19 protein-coding genes and 1 pseudogene are annotated in these 19,964 nt (G+C 59.7%); 6 read left to right on the plus strand and 14 right to left on the minus strand.

The features are described 5' to 3' along the window. Positions 1-34 precede the first annotated feature (34 nt). Positions 35-2,194 carry a catalase HPII gene (gene katE, locus D3M70_RS24670; RefSeq protein WP_120128211.1) on the minus strand — a complete coding sequence of 720 codons (2,160 nt, stop codon included), beginning with the start codon at positions 2,192-2,194 and terminating at the stop codon, positions 35-37. 395 nt (positions 2,195-2,589) lie between these two features. Here katE and D3M70_RS24675 point away from each other — a divergent pair, with 395 nt between their 5' ends. The 3 genes from D3M70_RS24675 to D3M70_RS24685 all read left to right on the plus strand — a co-directional run bounded on the left by D3M70_RS24675 (position 2,590) and on the right by D3M70_RS24685 (position 5,111). Continuing rightward, positions 2,590-3,597 (plus strand): methionine ABC transporter ATP-binding protein, encoded by a 1,008-nt coding sequence (locus tag D3M70_RS24675; protein WP_120128213.1) that lies wholly within the window; start codon positions 2,590-2,592, stop codon positions 3,595-3,597. Further along, complete coding sequence (locus tag D3M70_RS24680; protein WP_120128214.1) at positions 3,597-4,271, plus strand: methionine ABC transporter permease; 675 nt, start codon at positions 3,597-3,599, stop codon at positions 4,269-4,271. The genes D3M70_RS24675 and D3M70_RS24680 overlap by 1 nt, the downstream gene beginning before the upstream one ends. Before the next feature lie 66 nt (positions 4,272-4,337). Then, positions 4,338-5,111: a MetQ/NlpA family ABC transporter substrate-binding protein gene (locus D3M70_RS24685; protein WP_120128216.1), complete on the plus strand. Its 774-nt coding sequence runs from the start codon at positions 4,338-4,340 to the stop codon at positions 5,109-5,111. 106 nt (positions 5,112-5,217) lie between these two features. Here D3M70_RS24685 and D3M70_RS24690 read toward each other — a convergent pair whose 3' ends face one another. The 5 genes from D3M70_RS24690 to D3M70_RS24710 form a co-directional block, all read right to left on the minus strand. Further along, entirely contained in the window at positions 5,218-5,850 is a 633-nt protein-coding gene (locus D3M70_RS24690; RefSeq protein ID WP_120128218.1) for an SCO family protein, read from the minus strand. Next, positions 5,847-6,746 (minus strand): heme o synthase, encoded by a 900-nt coding sequence (gene cyoE / locus D3M70_RS24695; protein WP_120128219.1) that lies wholly within the window; start codon positions 6,744-6,746, stop codon positions 5,847-5,849. Before cyoE ends, D3M70_RS24690 begins: the two co-directional genes overlap by 4 nt. A gap of 244 nt (positions 6,747-6,990) precedes the next feature. Continuing rightward, positions 6,991-8,046 (minus strand): heme A synthase, encoded by a 1,056-nt coding sequence (locus tag D3M70_RS24700; RefSeq protein ID WP_120128426.1) that lies wholly within the window; start codon positions 8,044-8,046, stop codon positions 6,991-6,993. Between the two features lie 10 nt (positions 8,047-8,056). Then, positions 8,057-8,650, minus strand: coding sequence for a hypothetical protein (locus tag D3M70_RS24705; protein WP_120128220.1), 594 nt, complete (start codon positions 8,648-8,650; stop codon positions 8,057-8,059). After that, complete coding sequence (locus D3M70_RS24710; protein ID WP_120128221.1) at positions 8,616-9,377, minus strand: SURF1 family protein; 762 nt, start codon at positions 9,375-9,377, stop codon at positions 8,616-8,618. Before D3M70_RS24710 ends, D3M70_RS24705 begins: the two co-directional genes overlap by 35 nt. 71 nt (positions 9,378-9,448) lie before the next feature. Here D3M70_RS24710 and D3M70_RS24715 point away from each other — a divergent pair, with 71 nt between their 5' ends. Further along, positions 9,449-9,652, plus strand: coding sequence for a twin transmembrane helix small protein (locus D3M70_RS24715; RefSeq protein ID WP_062386384.1), 204 nt, complete (start codon positions 9,449-9,451; stop codon positions 9,650-9,652). A gap of 151 nt (positions 9,653-9,803) precedes the next feature. On the opposite strand, the gene D3M70_RS24720 is transcribed toward D3M70_RS24715, so the two are convergent. The 5 genes and pseudogenes from D3M70_RS24720 to coxB all read right to left on the minus strand — a co-directional run bounded on the left by D3M70_RS24720 (position 9,804) and on the right by coxB (position 14,132). Further along, positions 9,804-10,688 (minus strand): cytochrome c oxidase subunit 3, encoded by an 885-nt coding sequence (locus D3M70_RS24720; RefSeq protein ID WP_120128222.1) that lies wholly within the window; start codon positions 10,686-10,688, stop codon positions 9,804-9,806. 27 nt (positions 10,689-10,715) lie between these two features. Then, the gene (locus tag D3M70_RS24725) at positions 10,716-11,279 is read right to left on the minus strand and encodes a cytochrome c oxidase assembly protein (RefSeq protein ID WP_120128223.1); all 564 of its coding nucleotides are present in this window, start codon (positions 11,277-11,279) and stop codon (positions 10,716-10,718) included. 14 nt (positions 11,280-11,293) lie between these two features. Continuing rightward, on the minus strand, positions 11,294-11,357 hold a 64-nt coding region (locus D3M70_RS33670), incomplete at its 5' end, for a hypothetical protein (protein ID WP_256659983.1). A 1-nt stretch (position 11,358) separates the two neighbouring features. Next, positions 11,359-12,844: pseudogene (locus tag D3M70_RS24730) on the minus strand (cytochrome c oxidase subunit 1); the annotation flags it as partial. Between the two features lie 160 nt (positions 12,845-13,004). Then, positions 13,005-14,132, minus strand: coding sequence for a cytochrome c oxidase subunit II (coxB, locus tag D3M70_RS24735; protein WP_120128226.1), 1,128 nt, complete (start codon positions 14,130-14,132; stop codon positions 13,005-13,007). Positions 14,133-14,551: 419 nt separating this feature from the next. Between coxB and D3M70_RS24740 the strand changes: the two genes are divergently transcribed. Beyond that, positions 14,552-15,205 (plus strand): hypothetical protein, encoded by a 654-nt coding sequence (locus D3M70_RS24740; protein WP_120128227.1) that lies wholly within the window; start codon positions 14,552-14,554, stop codon positions 15,203-15,205. 121 nt (positions 15,206-15,326) lie between these two features. Here D3M70_RS24740 and D3M70_RS24745 read toward each other — a convergent pair whose 3' ends face one another. The 3 genes from D3M70_RS24745 to D3M70_RS24755 form a co-directional block, all read right to left on the minus strand. Further along, on the minus strand, positions 15,327-16,856 hold the full coding sequence (locus tag D3M70_RS24745) for a SulP family inorganic anion transporter (protein ID WP_120128228.1): 1,530 nt from the start codon (positions 16,854-16,856) through the stop codon (positions 15,327-15,329). A gap of 84 nt (positions 16,857-16,940) precedes the next feature. Continuing rightward, positions 16,941-17,672, minus strand: coding sequence for a carbonic anhydrase (locus D3M70_RS24750; RefSeq protein WP_120128229.1), 732 nt, complete (start codon positions 17,670-17,672; stop codon positions 16,941-16,943). Between the two features lie 249 nt (positions 17,673-17,921). Then, positions 17,922-18,980 carry a PA0069 family radical SAM protein gene (locus D3M70_RS24755; RefSeq protein ID WP_120128231.1) on the minus strand — a complete coding sequence of 353 codons (1,059 nt, stop codon included), beginning with the start codon at positions 18,978-18,980 and terminating at the stop codon, positions 17,922-17,924. Positions 18,981-19,173: 193 nt separating this feature from the next. Between D3M70_RS24755 and D3M70_RS24760 the strand changes: the two genes are divergently transcribed. After that, positions 19,174-19,848, plus strand: a complete 675-nt coding sequence (locus tag D3M70_RS24760) for a dual specificity protein phosphatase family protein (protein ID WP_120128233.1) — start codon at positions 19,174-19,176, stop codon at positions 19,846-19,848. Positions 19,849-19,964 lie beyond the last annotated feature (116 nt).

Below are 19,964 nucleotides of genomic sequence, written 5' to 3' on the forward strand. Positions count from 1 at the left end.
GCCTACAAGCCAGCGCTCCGTTAGAGATTGCCAATCAAGCCGGAATGGCCTTCGCCTTCGGCTCACGGGCCCAGACCCTATGCTGCTTGATTGCATCGAAGAACGCTGCGAAGGACTTGCTGTCCGACACCGTCAACAGTCCCGCATCAGGCTCCAGACGCAGGAGATCGATCAGTTCTTGCGCTTCACCCGCGTAAGCGATGGCCTTGAGGTGCTTGTAGGCTTCCAGCACGTAATGCAGCGCCACGCCGTCGCCAGTCAGCGCTTTCACCGACGCGGCACCACCGGGGATGAACACGGCATCGAAAGCAATCGATGGCAGTCCTTCAGCCGAGGCATCGACGGCCAGGGTCTTCCCGTCAGCGGTTTTCACCGGCGCAGAGGTCGGGCCCAGGATTTTGGCGTGAGCGGCTTCAGCTTCGAGCGCCGCTTTCATGGTGGCGACGGCTTTTTCGTCGACGCCATCGGCCACCAGAATCGCCACCTTGCGCGAAGCAATATCACCGGACAACAGATTGGCCTGACTGAGCAATGGCGACTTGTCCACCGTCGGCTTGCCGGTTTTCTGCGTCGTGACGGTCGGACCTTGCGGCGCCGGCAATCCAAGGTTGGCCGCAACGCGAGAGGCCAGCGTCATGTCGATATTGGCGAGGATCTCGTTCACCTGACGGGCACGAATGTGCTCGCGCTCGACCTTGCCCAGCTCGAAACTGTAAGCCGCAATGATGTGCTCCTTCTCGTGCTCGCTCATGCTGTTGAAGAAAAGCGTTGCCTGGGAGAAGTGGTCGCCAAAAGAAGGGCTGCGCTCACGCACCTTATGCGCCTCGACACGCTCTTGATACGTCTCGAAGCCGCCATCTTCGGGGCCTGCGGGTGTTTCTTTCGGCCAGCCGCCGTCAATCGAGTTCGGCTCGTAGGAAGCACGACCCTTGTCGATGGTCATCCGGTGCTGCGCGTCACGCTGGCCACTGTGGTTCGGCGCAACCGGGCGATTGATCGGGATTTCGTGGAAGTTCGGCCCGCCGAGTCGGCTGATCTGCGTATCGGTGTAGGAAAACAGGCGACCTTGCAGCAGCGGGTCGTTGGAGAAGTCGATCCCGGGCACGACATGGCCTGGGCAGAATGCAACCTGTTCGGTCTCGGCGAAGTAGTTGTCCGGGTTGCGGTTGAGCACCATTTTGCCCAGCGGCGTCACCGGGACCATCTCTTCCGGAATGATCTTGGTCGGGTCCAGCAGGTCGAAGTCGAACTTGTGCTCATCTTCTTCGGCGACGATCTGTACGCCCAGTTCCCATTCGGGATAGTCGCCCATCTCGATGGACTCCCACAAATCACGACGGTGGTAGTCCGTGTCTTTACCCGCCAGCTTCTGGGCCTCGTCCCACAGCAGCGAGCAGGTGCCGTACTTGGGCTTCCAGTGGAATTTCACGAACGAGGATTTACCCTCGGTGTTGATCATGCGAAAGGTGTGAATGCCGAAGCCTTGCATGGTGCGCAGGCTTTTCGGGATGGCCCGGTCAGACATGGCCCAAATCACCATGTGCGCCGATTCCGGGACCAGCGACACGAAATCCCAGAAGGTGTCATGAGCCGAACCCCCGGTAGGGATTTCATTGTGTGGCTCAGGTTTTACGGCGTGAACGAAGTCAGGAAACTTGATCGCGTCCTGAATGAAGAACACTGGCATGTTGTTGCCGACCAGATCGTAGTTGCCTTCGCCGGTATAAAACTTCACCGCGAACCCGCGCACGTCACGCACCGTATCGCCCGAACCTCTTGGGCCCTGAACCGTGGAAAAGCGCACGAACACCGGCGTTTTCTTTCCCGGATCACGCAGGAATTCAGCCTTGCTCAGTGCCGAGTGGTTCTCGTAAGTCTGAAAGTAACCATGGGCAGCCGTCCCGCGAGCATGAACGATGCGCTCCGGAATGCGCTCATGGTCAAAGTGCGTGATCTTTTCACGCATGATGAAGTCTTCGAGCAGCGACGGGCCTCGATTGCCGACTTTCAACGTGTTCTGGTTATCGGAGACCTTCACGCCCTGGTTAGTGCGCAAGGCCTGACCTGTTGCGTCGGAGCGAAACTGCTCAAGGCTTTCGAGCTTCTGGTTGGTGTTGCCCCGATCCAATGTATCGGTCCCGGCCAGTTCGCTTTTGCCGGTCGGACTTACAGGTACTGGTTTTTTCGTAGCCATCAGTCAAAAACTCCTCGGTTCAGGCGGCTCTTTTCTCGTTCTTCCGTGGCGAAAGGCGGTAGGAGCTCGTTTAGTAAGGATTTCCCGGACAGAAGACTGGGGAAATCTCGGCGCTTATGTAGTGACTGAGGATAAAAATGGGCGTTCCGTGTTTTTTCAAACCTTTGGTCTAACGTTGCATCAACCTGGCCTGAGCGCACCCATATGACCGTTCGGCAGGTGATGCGTGAAATAAATGCTAAGAAGGCTGGGCTCAACCGCGGTTCGACAGGCTAAAATGCGCGCCCGGTTTATCCAGCCGAGGCGATAAATGGCCGAAATGGCATCGCCCACCAGCCTGCTCGAGATCCATCTCGCACGCTGAACTTCTACCGCGCCCCCACAAGGTTCGCTAAGTGATCGAGTTCCAAAACGTCCATAAAACCTATCGGGTCGCCGACAGGGAAATTCCCGCACTGCACCCCACCAGCCTTCGGGTCGAAGACGGTCAGGTGTTTGGTCTGATCGGCCATTCCGGTGCGGGCAAGAGCACCATGTTGCGCCTGATCAACCGCCTCGAAGCGCCAAGCGGCGGCAGAATTCTGGTCGATGACGTCGATGTCACGGCTCTGGATGCTGACGGCCTGCGCGGTTTTCGCCGCCAGGTCGGGATGATCTTCCAGCACTTCAACCTGCTGTCATCCAGGACAGTGGCCGACAATGTCGCCATGCCGCTGACTCTGGCCGGGGACATGTCCCGTGCGCAGATTGATCAGCGAGTGGCCGAGTTGCTGGCGCGGGTCGGGCTGTCGGATCACGCGAAGAAGTACCCCGCCCAGTTGTCTGGCGGCCAGAAACAGCGCGTCGGTATCGCCCGTGCGTTGGCGACCAAACCGAAAATTCTGCTGTGCGACGAGGCGACCAGCGCTCTGGACCCGCAAACCACCGCCTCAGTCCTGCAACTGTTGGCCGAGATCAACCGCGAGCTGAAACTGACCATCGTCCTGATCACCCATGAGATGGACGTGATTCGTCGCGTCTGTGACCAGGTGGCGGTGATGGACGCGGGCGTGATCGTCGAGCAGGGGGCCGTGGCCGATGTGTTCCTGCATCCCAAGCACCCGACCACCCGCCGCTTCGTCCAGGAAGACGAGGAAGTGGACGAAAACGAACAGAACACCGACTTTGCTCACGTGCAGGGCCGAATCGTGCGTCTGACCTTCCAGGGCGAAGCGACCTACGCGCCGCTGCTGGGTACCGTCGCGCGGGAAACCGGCGTGGACTACAGCATCCTGGCCGGACGAATCGACCGCATCAAGGACACCCCCTACGGGCAATTGACGCTGGCCATCACTGGCGGCGACATGGACGCCGCGTTCGCCCGCTTCACCGCAGCCGACGTTCACATGGAGGTCCTGCGCTGATGGATACCCTGATCAATATGTTTTCCAACGTCGACTGGTATGAAATCTGGGTCGCCACCGGCGATACCCTGATCATGCTCGGCGTTTCCCTGGCCTTTACCGTGCTGCTCGGCCTGCCGCTGGGCGTGCTGATGTTCCTCACCTCGCCCCGCCAGTTGCTCGAGAACAAGCCGGTCTACGCCACCGTTGGCTTGATCGTGAACATGCTGCGGGCCCTGCCTTTCATCATCCTGCTGATCGTGATGATGCCGCTGACGGAAATCATCACCGGCACTTCGCTGGGGATTCTCGGCACCCTGCCACCGCTGATTGCCGGCGCTACGCCATTTTTCGCACGTCTGGTGGAAACCGCGCTGCGTGAAGTGGATCGCGGGATCATCGAAGCGATTCAGGCGATGGGCGCCACCACCCGCCAGATCATCGTCAAGGCGCTGCTGCCCGAAGCGCGTCCGGGCATTCTGGCGGCAATCACCGTCACTGCGATTGCCCTTGTCTCGTTCACTGCCATGGCCGGTGCGGTCGGCGCAGGCGGCCTGGGCGACCTGGCGATTCGTTACGGATACCAGCGCTTCCAGAACGATGTGATGTTCGTGACGGTCGTATTGCTGCTGGTGCTGGTGCAGATTCTGCAAACCGTGGGCGACAGACTGGTCGCACACTTTTCACACCGTTAACCGATTTCGCCGGTCATTGGCCGGCAAGTGCGCGCCGAACGGCGCGCATTTCAAGGAGAAGAACCCATGAAGAAGCTGTTGGCCGTTTTCGCTGCAGTGGCTGCATTTTCCGCCCACGCCGATGAAACCCTGAATGTCGCGGCCACCGCCGTGCCCCACGCCGAGATCCTCGAGTTCGTCAAACCGACGCTCGCCAAAGAAGGCGTGACCCTGAACGTGAAAGTCTTCAACGACTACATCCAGCCAAACGTGCAGGTCGATCAGAAGCGAATGGACGCCAACTTCTTCCAGCACCAGCCATACCTGGATGAGTTCAACAAGGGCAAGGGCACGCATCTGGTGAGCGTGGCCAAGGTTCACGTCGAGCCGTTCGGCGCCTATTCGGACAAGATCAAGAACCTGGCCGACCTGCCTGACGGCGCGACCGTGGCCCTGCCCAACGATGCGACCAACGAAGGCCGCGCGTTCCTGCTGCTGGTGAAAGCCGGTCTGATCACCCTCAAGGACCCGACCAGCATCACCGCCAAGCCAAGTGATGTGCAGCAGAACCCGAAAGCATTGAAGTTCCGCGAACTGGAAGCCGCAACCCTGCCGCGCGTGCTGACTCAGGTAGACCTGGCGCTGATCAACACCAACTACGCGCTGACTGCCAAGCTCGACCCGACCAAGGATGCGCTGATCATCGAAGGTCAGGAGTCGCCGTACGCGAACATTCTCGTGACTCGCGAAGACAACAAGGATTCGCCCGCCATCCAGAAACTGGTCGCCGCGCTGCACAGCCCAGAGACCAAGGCGTTCATCGAGACCAAGTACAAGGGTGCTGTGGTTCCGGCGTTCTAATCGAACGCGGTGCTTGCCGCAGCTGTGACGGCTACAGTTCTGATGTTGTTTGATCGTTCCCGCGCTCCGCGTGGGAACGCCGATCCACGATTATCCATCCCGCCTCTTACTTCCTCTCGACCAGCCCCGGCAATTGCGCCACCAGCTTCTGGTTGTTCAACGGCCCGCGTATGAATCCGCGCTGTGTCCCGTCTGGGCCGAGGAGCGCCAGGTTGCCGCTATGGTCAACGGTGTAATTCGGTTTGCTGGTGTCCGCTGGAATGAACGGAATGCTCACCGCATTGGCCAGCTTCTGAATGATGTCTACCGGCGCGGTCAGGCCCACGAACTGTTTATCGAAGTACCCCAGATACGTCTTGAGCTGCTGCGGCGTGTCCCGGTTCGGGTCAACGCTGACCAGCACAATACGCAGTTTATCGACCGCCTCTTTCGGCAACTCGCTCTTGATCTGGCGCAATTGGGCGAGGGTGGTCGGGCAGATGTCCGGGCAGAAGGTGTAGCCGAAGAACAGCAGCGTCCACTTGTCCTTCAATGACCCCAGCGAAACGGACTGACCGTCCTGATCGACCATCTTCAGGTCCGGCACTTCGCGGCTTTGCGGCAGCAGAATCACACCCGCGTCGATCAGCGCGGTCTGATCACCCTGGCCTTTTCCGGAAAGTACCCGGTTGACGGTCAGGCCCAGCACCACCGCAACGACAGCGACGAGAATGAAGACGGTTTTTTGGGTTCGGGTCATAAATTCAACAATAAGTAGTGATCTACGAGCAGCGCGATGAACAGCAGCAGCAAGTACCAGATCGAGTACTTGAAGGTGTTGATCGCGGCCTGCGGCCGGCTGCCACGGTACAACACCAGAGCCCAATGCAGAAAGCGAATCCCCAGTGCGCTGGCGCAGATCAGATACAGCGCACCGCTCATCTTGATCACGAACGGCATCAGGCTCACCGCCAGCAACACACAGGTGTAGAGCACGATGTGCAGCTTGGTGTAACGCTCGCCGTGGGTGACGGGCAACATCGGGATGTCGGCCTTGGCGTATTCCTCTTTGCGATGAATTGCCAGCGACCAGAAATGCGGCGGGGTCCAGGCGAAGATGATCAGCACCAGCAGCAACGGCTCGGCGGTGACGTGCCCGGTGACAGCGACCCAGCCGAGCATCGGCGGCGCAGCCCCGGCCAGGCCACCGATAACGATGTTCTGTGGCGTCGCGCGTTTCAGGAAGCCGGTGTAGATCACTGCATAGCCGAGCAAGGATGCCAGGGTCAGCCATGCGGCCAACGGGTTGGTGAATGTCAGTAACAACGCCTGCCCGCTGATTGCCAGCAACGCGGCGAATGTGAGGGCGGCGACGGGTGAGACGCGGCCCCGGGCGATGGGACGTTTGCGTGTCCGGGCCATAAGGGCATCGATGCGTCGATCCACTACATGATTGACCACTGCCGCGCCACCGGCACACAGCGCGATCCCCAGATTGCCGAAGATCAGCACTGTCCACGGCACGCCGGCGCGGGTGGCAAGGAACATGCCCACCAGCGAAGTGATTAGCATCAGCACCAGAACCTTGGGCTTGGTCAGCTCCAGATAGTCCCGCCACAGCGCCTGGCGATGGTGCTCGCCAGTTGTGGTTGTCATGTGTTCCTCCTGTTGCGATCAGCTTGCGCCGGAGTGCGGTTTGGACAATGACTCATTCTCGCTTCTGCCCGAAGGGCGTAGGAGCAAGCTTGCTCGCGATCTGCCGGGCACCGGCAGCAAAATCTGAGACCTTGGCTATGCCAGACACGCCGCGCCGGTAGGGCCTGCTACTGCTGCGCAGCAGATCGCTGGCAAGCCGAGCTTCCACGGCCTCCGGCCAGAATCAAAAGCAATGTGCAATCCCTCAACGATGTGGGCCCAGGTGCAGCAGCACATGGGCGTGTTGCCAGAAACTGGGGGCGTGCCTTCGGGACAGCGCATAAACGGGCCTGACACGGTAGTTGATCAGGGTCATCGCCAGCATCAACGCCGCGCCTCCCGCGTTATGCGCTACAGCCGTTGCCAACGGCAGGTGAAACAGCACATTGCTGATGCCCAGCCCGATCTGCATGCCCAGCGCCAGCACCAACACACCCGCCAGACCTTTCAGCCCCGCGCGATGCAGCTGCCAGGCCAATGCCAGCAGTGAGAATGTCACCAGTAAAGCGCCAACGCGATGTGTCAGATGAATAGCCGTACGGGCCGTGCTGTCCAGCTTGCCCCCCAGGTAATTGGGGCCGATGTGCTGCGTCAGATGAAAGCCATTGGCGAAGTCGGCCTCCGGCCACCATTGGCCCTGACAGGTCGGCAGATCAGTGCAGGCCATGGCCGCGTAGTTCGAGCTGACCCATCCCCCCAGCGCAATCTGCAGCCCCACCAACACGAGCCCGATCACAGCCAGGCGCCGCAAGCGCGGTGCGATCTGAGGCATGGCCGCAAACCGCCCGCTCAAGCGCAACGTCAGCAGAAACAACAGACTCAACGTGGTGATGCCGCCGAGCAGATGCGCTGTCACCACCTGCGGCCAGAGTTTGAGCGTCACCGTCCACATACCGAATGCTGCCTGCGCGAACACCACACCGACCAGGGCCAAAGCCAGTCCAACTGGCTGATCGACGAAGTGCCGTCGATGCCAGGCCTGCACGCCGAGCATCATGATCATCAAAGCCAGCCCGCCTGCGAAATAGCGGTGGACCATCTCGTTACGGCCCTTGTGCTCCTCGACAGGCGACTCCGGGAAACGCAGCTCGGCATGGGCCAGTTGCGCCTCGGTATTGGGCACGCTGATGAAGCCGTAGCAGCCGGGCCAGTCCGGGCAGCCGAGGCCTGCATGGGTCAAACGGGTGTAGGCACCGAGCAGCACGACCACCAGCGCCAAAAGGGTTGCAAACAGTGCGAGACGAAATCCGGGCCTGGTCATCATGCCCCCCTTATCCGATGTTCGACAGTTTCAGCAGTTGGCGCAGGTCGTTGAGCAGGTCTTTGCCTTTCACCTGCGCGCCGTAGCGCAGCACCAGATTGCCGTGGGGGTCGACGATCCACAGCTGCGGCAACTCGACGCCCGGCGCCATGCGGTGATAGCGCTTGAGGTCCAGCGGATAACGTTGCAATTGCGGGTATTCCCGAGTGAGCACGGCGTCGTACTCGGGATTGAGCGGTTGAGCGGTGGTCAGCGCATGACTGGCGCGCGACGCATCGCGACCCAGACCGATCTGTATCTGTCGCGCCAGATACACCAACTGCTGACAGTCGGCTTCGCATTGATCGGGCGCTGTCACCAAGAGCTGCCAGCGCTTCTCGTCGGACTGCACTCCAAGCTCAGCGCGGCTCTCGCCATTGCCGATCAGCTCGCCATGAAAGCTGCGACTGTCAGGCACCCAGAACTTGAACTTGTACATGGTGGTGGCGAGGATCATCGGCCCGAGCGCTACCAGCAGCACCAGAATCAGCTGCAAGCGCCCGCGACGCCGGCTTCTCGGCGCACGGGCTTCAGACATGCTGGCTGGATTCGTCGCTGTTCCCATGGGGCTTCTCCTTCTTGTTGTTCTTGGCATTTCGCGGCTGGCTGAAGCTCAAATACAGATATAGCCCGACCAATGCTGTGGCCATGGCGAACCATTGCACGGCATAGCCCAGATGCTTTTCGGGTCCCATGGCAACAACTGGCCAGTCGGTGCGATAGGCCGCCGACCCTGTATCCAGGCGCAACTCATGGGCAAAGCCTTCGCGGTTCAATTCAGGCCAGACCTTGGCCGGATTGATCGCCGTGACCAGTTTCGGCCAGGTACCGCTCTGCGCATCAGGGTGCAACTGGAAGGTCGCGCCGGGCGAGACATAAACCCAGGCGTCCAGATTCAACGACTGCGCGGGCGTGTCGAACACGGGTGGCGTACGCCGGTCCGGCCATGGCAGCCAGCCACGATTGACCATCAGCCATAAACCGCTCGCCTGATCATGAAAGGGCTGGATCAGCTCGACACCGGCCTTACCCTCCCGGGTGCTGTTGTCCAGCAACAGGCTGTGCTCGGCGTCGAAACTGCCGCGCAATTGCACTCGACGATAGGCCAGGTCGGAGGTGGCTGGCAGCAACTCGGCAGTCATCGGCGGCGCAGCGCGGCGCTCGGCGTAATGGGCGAGCATGACGCGCTTTTCTTCGCCACGCCCCAGTTGCCAACAGCCCAGCGAGATCAGCACTGGCAGCAGCGCCAAGACCACGAGGGTGGGCGCAATGCCGGGCCGGAAAGGCTTCATCACGCCCTGCGCGCCTGCTGACGAGCCACACCTATACTCTCTTGCATAGCGTTCGCTCCCGGAGTTACCCGATGCTCAAAGCGGCCATTGTTTTTATGCTCATCGCCACGGTGGTCAGCCTGTTCAGCGGCCTGTTCTTTCTGGTCAAGGACGATGCGTCGTCCACCCGGCTGGTGAAAGCCCTCACTGTGCGCGTGACCTGCGCCGCCATCACCCTGGCGTTGATTGCCTATGGGTATTTCAGTGGGCAGTTGGTCTATCACACGCCTTGGTGAGACCGCCGACCTTCTCACTGTCGAAGCTTTACCCTGTAGGAGCGCGCTTGCCCGGGATTGCGTAGGGTCAGCTGACAACTCTTTACCTGATCCACCGCGATCGCGGGCAAGCGCGCTCCTACAGCTCTGCGTGAAGGCAACGTTCCGGCGATCACAAGACGTACACAAAAACGAACAACCCCACCCACACCACGTCCACGAAGTGCCAGTACCAGCTTGCCGCCTCGAATCCGAACTGATGCTCGGCGTCGAAATGTCCGCGCAAAATCCGCATCAGCATCACAAACAGAATGATCGTGCCGATGGTGACGTGAGCCCCGTGAAATCCCGTCAGCATGAAGAACGTCGCGCCATAGATGCCCGAGCCCAGAGTCAGCCCCAGCTCGGTGTAAGCCTCGTGGTATTCCAGAGCTTGCAAGGCCAGAAACGCGAGGCCCAACAAAATCGTCAGGCCCAGCCACAGCTTCAGCGCACCGCGATGGCCTTTCTTCAGAGCGTGGTGAGCGATGGTCACTGTGACGCTGGAACTGACCAGCAGCACCGTATTAATCAACGGCAGGTGCCAGGGGTCGATGATTTCCCTTGGGGGCGGAAACATCTTCGGATCGGGCGTCTGCAGCAACGGCCAGGCGTACTGAAAGTTCGGCCACAACATGTGTGCGATGCCTTTCGGGCCTTCGCCGCCCAGCGCAGGGCCCGCGACAGTGCGCACGTAGAACAGAGCACCGAAAAAAGCCACGAAGAACATCACTTCCGAAAAAATGAACCAGCTCATGCCCCAGCGGAAAGAGCGATCCATCTGCGCGCTGTACAACCCCGCACGACCTTCCTTGATCACCGTCCCGAACCAGCCGAACATGATGTAGGCGACGATCAGTCCTCCAATCGCAAAGAAGATCGGTCCGTGAGACTCACGCCCTGCCTTCATGTCGATGAACCAGGTGCCAAGGCCGTACATGGTGATGAACATGCCGACCGTGGCGATGATCGGCCATTTGCTCTGCGCCGGGACGTAGTAATGCTCATGCGTTGCCATCTTCTGAATCTCCTCGACCTTAGCGGTCTAGCCACCCGTTGCCGCGACAGGGCGCGCGACGGGAGGCATGCGAGCGGTGATATCGAACAGCGTGTAAGCCAGGGTCAGGTGTTTCACATCCTTGGGCAGGTCGCGATCAACGATGAAGCGCACCGGCATTTCTATGCGCTCGCCCGGTTGCAGCATTTGCTGGGTGAAGCAGAAGCATTCGGTCTTGTGGAAATACACCGCAGCGGTGCTCGGTGAAATGCTCGGGATCGCCTGCGCTGTCATTGGCTTGTCGGTCGGGTTCTGCGCCACGAAAAGCATTTCGCTGACCGCACCGGGGTGGACCGTGATCTCTTCAGCCTTGGGAAAAAAACCCCAGCTCATATCGGCATTGTTGGTGGCGAGGAACTGCACACGCACCTGGCGGCTGTCATCGACCTGCTGGGTCTGCGTGTATTGATCGCCAGTCTTGCCGTTGATGCCCAGCGCCTTGCACATCACGTCGTACAGCGGCACCAGCGCGAATCCGAAGGCAAACATCGCCACCACCAATATCAGCAGGCGGGTGACCAGTCGCTTGTTCGGGCGCAAGGTGTCGCTCATTGCATTTGGCTCATTTACTTCACTTCCGGTGGCGTGACGAAGGTGTGATACGGTGCCGGCGAAGGCACGGTCCACTCCNGCGGGCCGCCACGGATGGTCTTGATCACGATGAACAGGAAAAATATCTGCGTCGCGCCGAAGGTAAACGCACCAATCGACGACACCATGTTGAAGTCGGCGAACTGCAGGTTGTAATCCGGTACCCGACGCGGCATCCCCGCCAGCCCCACGAAGTGCATCGGGAAGAACGCCATGTTCATGCCGATAAAGGACAGCCAGAAATGCAGCTTGCCCAGGGTTTCGTCGTACATATGGCCGGTCCATTTCGGCAGCCAGTAATAGGCCGAAGCGAAGATGCCGAAGATCGCCCCCGGGACCAGCACGTAATGGAAATGCGCCACGACGAAATAGGTGTCCTGGTACTGGAAGTCAGCAGGCGCAATCGCCAGCATCAGCCCGGAGAATCCGCCGATGGTGAAGAGGATCACGAAGGCCACGGCGAACAGCATCGGCGTCTCGAAGGTCAGTTCGCCCTGCCACATGGTGCTGACCCAGTTGAACACCTTCACCCCCGTCGGGACGGCAATCAGCATGGTTGCGTACATGAAGAACAACTCGCCCACCAGCGGGATCCCGACCACAAACATGTGGTGTGCCCAGACGATGAACGACAGGAACGCAATGCTCGCCGTGGCGTAGACCATCGAGGTGTAGCCGAACAGCGGTTTGCGCGAGAACGCCGGGATGATCGAACTGACCGCACCAAATGCCGGCAGGATCATGATGTACACCTCGGGGTGCCCGAAAAACCAGAAGACATGCTGGAACAGCACCGGATCTCCGCCGCCCGCCGCGCTGAAGAAGCTGGTGTGGAAGTGAATGTCCATCAGCATCATGGTTACGCAGCCTGCCAGTACCGGCATTACGGCAATCAGCAGGAAAGCGGTGATCAGCCAGGTCCAGACGAACAGCGGCATTTTCATCAGGGTCATGCCGGGCGCGCGCAGGTTGAGGATGGTGGCGATGACGTTGATTGCCCCCATGATCGAGCTGATCCCCATCAGGTGAATGGCAAAGATGAAATAAGTGACGCTTTCCGGCGCATAGGTGGTGGACAGCGGAGCGTAGAAGGTCCAGCCGAAGTTCGGGCCGCCGCCGGGTGTGAACAGCGTCGAGACCAGAAGCAGAAAAGCGGCGGGAAGCAACCAGAAACTGAAGTTGTTCATGCGCGGCAAGGCCATGTCAGGCGCGCCGATCATCAGCGGGATCATCCAGTTCGCCAGCCCCACAAATGCCGGCATCACTGCGCCAAACACCATCACCAGCCCGTGCATGGTGGTCATTTGATTGAAAAACGCAGGCTCCACGATCTGCAGTCCCGGCTGGAACAGCTCGGCGCGGATCACCATGGCGAACGAGCCGCCCAGCAGAAACATGCAGAAGCTGAACCACAGGTACAACGTGCCGATGTCCTTGTGGTTAGTGGTCAGCACCCAACGCATCAAGCCCTTGGCCGGACCATGCACATGGCCGTCGTGACCATGGTCGTCAATCACTGCGCTCATGTCCTGTCTCCTGCGAAACACTGACGGGTGTTCGTGTCTGCCGCAACTCCACTGTAGGAGCGCGCTTGCCCGCGACGAGGTTGTGTCAGATTGCGCATGTGTCGAAGGCACGCTGCCATCGCGGGCAAGCGCGCTCCTACGGTGATTCCTTCAAGGCAACTCATTTCGCCTCCGCCTGCTTCAGCGCCAACACGTCTTTGGGCGTAACCATGTCGCCCTTGTTGTTGCCCCAGGCGTTGCGCTCGTAGGTCACGACAGCGGCGATGTCGACCTCCGACAACTGCTTGCCGAACGCTGCCATCGCAGTGCCCGGACGACCATGGAATACGACGGAAAGGTGTTCTTCTTTGGGGCCCATGACGGTTTTCGAGCCCTTGAGCGCCGGGAACATCGGCGGCAGGCCCTGGCCTTCGGCCTGGTGACAGGCCACGCAGGTGGTGTGATAAACCTTGTCGCCCTGAGCCACCAGTTCCTCAAGCGTCCATTCCTTGCTCGTCAGCTCCTTGAGCTTGGCGGCTTCTTCCTTGCGCCCGGCCAGCCAGGTGTCGTAATCGGCCTGCGACTTGGCCTCGACCACAATCGGCATGAAGCCGTGGTCCTTGCCGCAGAGCTCGGTGCACTGACCGCGATAGATGCCGGGCTTTTCGATACGGGTCCACGCCCCGTTGACGAACCCGGGAATGGCGTCGCGCTTGACCGCGAACGCTGGCACCCACCAGGAATGGATGACGTCGGCGGCGGTCACCAGAAAGCGGATTTTCACGCCCACCGGCACCACCAGCGGCTGATCCACCTCAAGAAGATAGTGCTCGCCCTTGGCTTCCTTGTTGTGGATCTGATCGGCGGGAGTCGCCAGATTGCTGAAGAACTCGACGTCCTGACCCAGGTACTTGTAATGCCACTTCCATTGATAACCGGTGATCTGGATATCCAGACCCGATTCCGTGTTGTCGTACATTTGAATAAGGGTTTTGGTCGCAGGGATCGCCATGACGACCAGGATCAGCAGCGGCACGACGGTCCAGAGGATTTCCACCGTGGTGCTTTCATGGAACTTGGCGGCAACCTGTCCGGTTGAGCGTCGATGAATGATCATCGACCAGAACATCGCGCCGAACACGATGATCCCGATCACCACACATATCCAGAAAATGGTCATGTGCAGATCGAAGACTTCGTGACTGACCTCGGTCGCTCCCGGCGCCATATTCGTGGTCCAGGCGGCGTGCGCTTGACCGAATATCGACCACAACAGGAGGCCCATCCAGACATGTGGATGTCGCATCATTGCGGGTTCCCCTCTTGTTCTTCTTATTAGCCAGCAGTCATTTCAGACGGGGCGAAACCATGCCGTGCGCATGGCTTTCACACGTTGCCTGTGCGGGCGAGGGAGCGGTCGAGAAAGTCGCTATAGGACCGGGGCCAGGCCAGCGTCACATTTCAGTGTCATCAGAGTAATCATCACAAATCCGAGTATAGACACGGGCAAAGTGTCCGCAATGCAGTGGAGATTCCCGAAAACCCAGCTATACGCACGCGCATTTACTGAGAAAAATCGCAGAAAAACAGGGAAAAGTGGCCTTTTAATAGCCTATGCACATAACCATGAAATTGTTATGACAATTACGTCTTAGCGTCATTGATAAGCAAGCTAACGTATGACTTCCCTATAATGACAGCCTGGTTTTATTGCCCTATGGAGCATTCATGAACACCGCCGCATTGCGCGAGCAGATCACACGAGCACAGGAACACGAGACCCAGACCGGTCAGTTATTGCGCCAACTCGAGTCGCAACTCCCTCATCTGCACCCTGCGATTCATCTTCCGGACGTCGACGCCCGAGGCGTTCTGGCGCGTTTCGTGGTCGCCTACATCGAGCAAGTGCCAGACCTGCTGGACGCAGCCCATGAGGTGGCACTGCAGGCAGGAATCGACACCCAGATTAAACCGGTGCTGAAAATCGCCGAGCAATTCTTCAGTGCCCCACCCGCCATCATGGATGGCCATGAAGGCCTCGACGGCCTGCTGGACGAAGCCTATCTGGCGCACCGTCTGGTGGAAGAGGTCAACGACCTGTACATCGTGCATTTCGGCCAGCCGCTGATTCCGGTCAACACCACCGTCGCCAGCGTGATTGCCCACCAATTGATCGGCGAAGAATTCGCCAACCAGCTCGACGAAGTGGTGCACCACGCCATCGACGAACTGCTCGATGAAGACAGCTTCTCGCTGGAGTCGGTAGAAGCCTACCGAGACCAGCTTTCCAGCCCGGACACAGAGGCTGCGTGGAAGCGCTGGCCAAGCCTGTCGCGCCAACTCGGCGTGGGGCTTGAAATGGAATGTACGAAGGATTTATAGGCCTGCCTGCTGGCGACATATGACCTGTAGCAGTCCGGCTTGCCGGCGGCAGCGATCACAAGACCGTCACCGCCGGCAAGCCGGACTGCTACAGAATGTTCCCAATCGTGCTATTCAATTCTCAATGCAACGCCGCCCCACCAATCGACGTCCGAATCCGCCCCTCGACCCGGCGCTTGAGCAAACGCTGCTCCAGTAACAGGCGCGAGCCCTGGGCGGCATTGGCGCGGCCCCATTCTTCCAGCAACTCAAGGCAGGAATGGTCGATATAGCTGAGGTTGCTCAGCGGGACATGCAGCGTGGTGCCGGGCGGTACTGCGCCCAGTGCCTGAGTCAGCGCCGGAACTTTGAGGAAGGTCGCAGCACCGTTCAGGCGCAACTCCATCTCGCCTTCGGCCTCCAGATCCACCAGATTGATCTTCAGCCGCGAAGCGTTAAGCGCCAGCTTCACCAGGGTCAGCCCGAAACCGATCAATACGCCCGTGAGCAGGTCCGTGAGGATGATCGCGCTCGCTGTGGCGCCGTAGATGAACATCGGCATGCGACCGTAACGACCCAGGCCTCGCAGCGCCTTTAAATCCACCAGCTTGATACCGGTATAAACGAGCACGCCCGCCAGACTCGCCACCGGAATGCTTTGCAGCACGCTGGACAGCAACAACACGAACGCCAACAGCCAGAGACCATGGAACATCGCCGACATGCGTGTCTTGGCACCGGCCTGTACGTTGGCCGAACTGCGCACGATCACGCCGGTCATCGGCAGCGCACCGACCAGACCGCAAAGCATGTTACCGACGCCCTGGGCGCTGAGTTCCTTGTCGAAATCCGAGCGTTGGCCGTCATGCATCCGGTCCACCGCAGCGGCGGACAGCAAGGTTTCGGCACTGGCGATGAACGCCACGGCAATCGCAGCGATCAGGATCGCAGGGTCCGCAAGGTTCAGCAGATCCGCAGGACGCAACCAGTCGATTGCCTCTGCAAGATTGGCGGGCACTTCGACTCGTTTGACTTGCAGGCTCATCAGCAGACTCACCACGGTGGCGATACCTACCCCCAGCAGCGCGCCGGGCACGAAACGCAGCGCGTGAGGACGGCGCTTTTCCCACAGCCACATCACTGCGATGGTTCCGAGCCCCAGCAGACCCGCTTGCATGCCGCTGCCCGGGCCGATCGCACCCAACAGGGTTTCAGGGAAGGCGATCAGGTTATCCAGCCCGGAAGGTTTCGGCCCGCTGTCGAACATCACATGGACCTGTGACAGCACGATCAGCACGCCGATACCGGCGAGCATGCCGTAGACCACGGCCGGGGCCGTGACGCGGAACCAACAGCCGAGCTTGAGACGCCCGGCCAGTAATTGCAGCAAACCGGCCAGTAGCAGGATGGGCCCGAGCATCGCCATGCCATGCTCACGCACCAGCTCGAACACCAGAACGGCAAGGCCTGCAGCCGGTCCACTGACCTGTAATGGTGAACCTGCGAGCCAGCCTACGACCAACCCACCGATAATGCCGGTGATCAAACCCTTGGCGGGCGGCATGCCAGAGGCGATGGCGATCCCCATGCAAAGAGGCAGGGCCACCAGAAAAACCACCACGGAAGCCAATAGCTCCCGTGGCAATAAAGACTTCAGATCTGTAGTAGCCATGACGACTCTCCGGAGATTCTTCAGACGNTGAACCGTCAGTGGTGACGCGGATTCAACGGCCTTGCGGCTGTTTTCAACCCGGGATCAGTAACGTTTTCGTGGTGTTGCCATCGGGGTGGCGTTGTCGCCATCGAGGGGAAGGAAGGTTCCCTGCTCGGCATCGTAAGCGCGAATCGCGGAGGTCTCGATGTCATATACCCAGCCGTGAATGAACAACTGGCCGCTCGCGATCTTGGACGCCACGGAAGGGTGGGTCTGCAGATGGCGCAGCTGCGCAATGACGTTCTCTTCGGTGAGGACGTGCATCGTTTCATGCTCGCCCGAGCAATTGCAGTTGTCCTGAACCACGGTTCTGGCGACTTCGGCGTGACGCAACCAGGCCTTTACGGTGGGCATCTTTTCCAGAGTGTCCGGATTGAGTACCGCACGCATGGCGCCGCAGTCGGAGTGCCCGCAGACGATGATGTGATGCACACCCAACGCCATGACCGCGTATTCGATGGCCGTGGAAACGCCGCCATTCATGGGGCCGTACGGCGGAACCACGTTACCCACGTTACGGGTCACGAACAGGTCGCCTGGAGAGCTTTGGGTGATGAGTTCCGGAACGATGCGCGAGTCTGCGCACGTGATGAACATCGCGCGTGGCTGTTGAGCCGTGGCGAGTTTCTTGAACAGTTCTTCCTGTTGCGGGAAGACGTCGTGACGAAAATGCTTGAAGCCATCGACGATGTGCTTGAGTGCAACATCCGCGGATTCCGCTTCTGCCAAGGCGCCTGGCGAAGTCGCCTGAGGCCGTTTATCCATGTCTGTCATGTCTTATCCTCTTTGACGGATTGAAGTGGAGTTTCCAGTGATTCCCGTGGACGGCCCACTTTTTTCTGGCAATACGGACAATTCCAGCTGCACGCGACCAGTCGGTCACTTGGAAAACACATTAACGGCAAAAACTTAACTGAAACTGAATGCATCGCTCTAGCTCGCGGGTCTCGCTTAAGGAAATCTTAATCCACGGGCACTGCCACATTGGTAGGAGCGCGCTTGCCATGTAAGACGCCACCCGAGTCACAACAGAGACATCTGACCACCCGGCGGGCAGAACGCTTCGCAGTCCAGCGTGAAACTGTCGCGCTTGTTCAAGCCCAGCTTCTTCACCGCAATACTGTAGCGCTGCGCCAGCAGCTCGGCGAACACACCCTCGCCACGCATCCGCGAACCGAAGCGGCTGTCGTAAACCTGCCCGCCACGACTCTGGCGGACCAGGCTCATCACATGCTCGGCCCTTTGCGGATAATGCGCCTGCAGCCATTCCTCGAACAGCGGCGCGACCTCCAGCGGCAAGCGCAGCATCACGTAACTGGCGCTCAAGGCACCGGCAGCCTTGGCCTCGGTCATCAACCGTTCCAGCTCCATGTCGTTGATCATAGGAATCATCGGCGCCAGCAGCACGCCGACCGGAACACCCGCATCGCGCAGCACCCGAATCGCCCGCAGCCTCGCCTTGGGCGCGGCGGCGCGAGGTTCGAGAATGCGTTTGAGCTCATCGTCGAGCGAGGTCAGGCTGATGAACACCGAGATCAGCCGAAGTTTTGCCAACTCGGCGAGCAGGTCCAGATCACGAAGAATCAGCGAGCCTTTGGTGATGATCGTCACCGGATGACGATAGCGCAGCAATACTTCCAGCGTGGCGCGGGTGATCTTGTATTCGCGCTCGATGGGCTGATAAGGATCGGTATTGGCTCCCAGCGTGATCGGCGCAACGCTGTAGCCGGGCTTGGACAGCTGTTGTTCCAGCAACGCAGCGGCGTTGGTCTTGGCGATCAGCTTCGTCTCGAAATCCAGCCCCGGAGACATGTCCCAATAGGCATGACTGGGCCTGGCATAACAATAAATGCAGCCGTGCTCACAGCCGCGATACGGGTTGATGGAACGGTCAAAGGGGATGTCTGGCGATGAATTGCGCGCGATGATGCTCTTGGCGGTTTCCAGCGTGACAGTGGTCCCTTGAGTCAGCGGCGCTTCCTGATACCAGCCGTCGTCCTCGACCACCGGGCGGTTGGGCGCGAAGCGGTTGTGGGGGTTGGTCGCGGTACCGCGGCCGCGGGGTGGCAGAGTGATGGACATGCGGACGCTCCCGATAACTGTTCATGCATACAGTATCGTGAAACCCGCGCACCCTCCATGTTCAATCCGAAAAAATGGACCGCTCAGCGATCAACGGCGCCAACACGGTTTTGACATTTACCTCACAGTGCATTGACTCCCGGTGGCGCAGACTCGCCGCTTCCACTCCCTGCCTGTCGCACGGTAATGCTCGATGCGTATTCCAATGATCGCTTCACTGGTGGCCACTCTGCTGACGGTTTCACTCTGCGCGTTTGCCCAGTCAGACGAACCTGCCACTCCCACCGTCAGACCCGGTCAGTGGGCGCAGCCAATCGACACGCACTACAACCTCTACGAGATCACGCCCACGCTCTACCGCAGCCGTCAGCCCGATGCCGCCGCGCAGCCGTTGCTACAGAAGCTGGGGGTCGTGACGGTGGTGGACTTCATCAAGGAAAGCGACAGCAAATGGCTGTCCGACCCGTCCGTGACCCAGGTTCAGATTCCGCTGCAGACGGTTCACGTCGATGACGCTGACATGATTCGCAGCCTGCGCGCCATCGAGACCGCGCAAGAGAAAGGTCCAGTGCTGATTCACTGCAAACACGGGCTGGATCGCACGGGACTTGTGGCGGCGATGTACAGAATCGTTGTTCAGGGCTGGAGCAAACAGGCGGCGCTGGACGAGATGGAATACGGCGGATTTGGTGACGCGGATGACCTCAGGCACGGCATCGCGTACATCCACAAGGTCGATGTCGACGCCCTTAAAACAGCACTCAACAGCGGCGCATGCAGCACCAGCGCCTTTGCCGGTTGTGCGATCAAGGGATGGTTTCAGAAAACCGATGTGGTGGGTGTGCAGACGATTTTGTGGCGATTGTAAGATCGGAGCTGATGCAGCTGACGTGTGGGACTGAGCTTGCTCGCGATAGCGGTACCCTTCACACCCAAGTGGTGCAGAGAAACAGCAATCGCGAGCAAGCTCACTCCTACAGTGGG

The sequence above is a fragment of the Pseudomonas sp. LS-2 genome, from assembly GCF_003605735.1.
In the GTDB taxonomy this organism is placed as follows: Bacteria; Pseudomonadota; Gammaproteobacteria; order Pseudomonadales; family Pseudomonadaceae; genus Aquipseudomonas.

Excerpts from the sequence above, each read along its gene's own strand:
- katE (WP_120128211.1), bottom strand. The coding sequence starts at position 2,194 with ATGGCTACGAAAAAACCAGTACCTGTAAGTCCGACCGGCAAAAGCGAA.
- D3M70_RS24680 (WP_120128214.1), top strand. The coding sequence starts at position 3,597 with ATGGATACCCTGATCAATATGTTTTCCAACGTCGACTGGTATGAAATC.
- D3M70_RS24685 (WP_120128216.1), top strand. The coding sequence starts at position 4,338 with ATGAAGAAGCTGTTGGCCGTTTTCGCTGCAGTGGCTGCATTTTCCGCC.
- D3M70_RS24690 (WP_120128218.1), bottom strand. The coding sequence starts at position 5,850 with ATGACCCGAACCCAAAAAACCGTCTTCATTCTCGTCGCTGTCGTTGCG.
- cyoE (WP_120128219.1), bottom strand. The coding sequence starts at position 6,746 with ATGACAACCACAACTGGCGAGCACCATCGCCAGGCGCTGTGGCGGGAC.
- D3M70_RS24700 (WP_120128426.1), bottom strand. The coding sequence starts at position 8,046 with ATGACCAGGCCCGGATTTCGTCTCGCACTGTTTGCAACCCTTTTGGCG.
- D3M70_RS24705 (WP_120128220.1), bottom strand. The coding sequence starts at position 8,650 with ATGGGAACAGCGACGAATCCAGCCAGCATGTCTGAAGCCCGTGCGCCG.
- D3M70_RS24710 (WP_120128221.1), bottom strand. The coding sequence starts at position 9,377 with ATGAAGCCTTTCCGGCCCGGCATTGCGCCCACCCTCGTGGTCTTGGCG.
- D3M70_RS24715 (WP_062386384.1), top strand. The coding sequence starts at position 9,449 with ATGCTCAAAGCGGCCATTGTTTTTATGCTCATCGCCACGGTGGTCAGC.
- D3M70_RS24720 (WP_120128222.1), bottom strand. The coding sequence starts at position 10,688 with ATGGCAACGCATGAGCATTACTACGTCCCGGCGCAGAGCAAATGGCCG.
- D3M70_RS24725 (WP_120128223.1), bottom strand. The coding sequence starts at position 11,279 with ATGAGCGACACCTTGCGCCCGAACAAGCGACTGGTCACCCGCCTGCTG.
- coxB (WP_120128226.1), bottom strand. The coding sequence starts at position 14,132 with ATGATGCGACATCCACATGTCTGGATGGGCCTCCTGTTGTGGTCGATA.
- D3M70_RS24740 (WP_120128227.1), top strand. The coding sequence starts at position 14,552 with ATGAACACCGCCGCATTGCGCGAGCAGATCACACGAGCACAGGAACAC.
- D3M70_RS24745 (WP_120128228.1), bottom strand. The coding sequence starts at position 16,856 with ATGGCTACTACAGATCTGAAGTCTTTATTGCCACGGGAGCTATTGGCT.
- D3M70_RS24750 (WP_120128229.1), bottom strand. The coding sequence starts at position 17,672 with ATGACAGACATGGATAAACGGCCTCAGGCGACTTCGCCAGGCGCCTTG.
- D3M70_RS24755 (WP_120128231.1), bottom strand. The coding sequence starts at position 18,980 with ATGTCCATCACTCTGCCACCCCGCGGCCGCGGTACCGCGACCAACCCC.
- D3M70_RS24760 (WP_120128233.1), top strand. The coding sequence starts at position 19,174 with ATGCGTATTCCAATGATCGCTTCACTGGTGGCCACTCTGCTGACGGTT.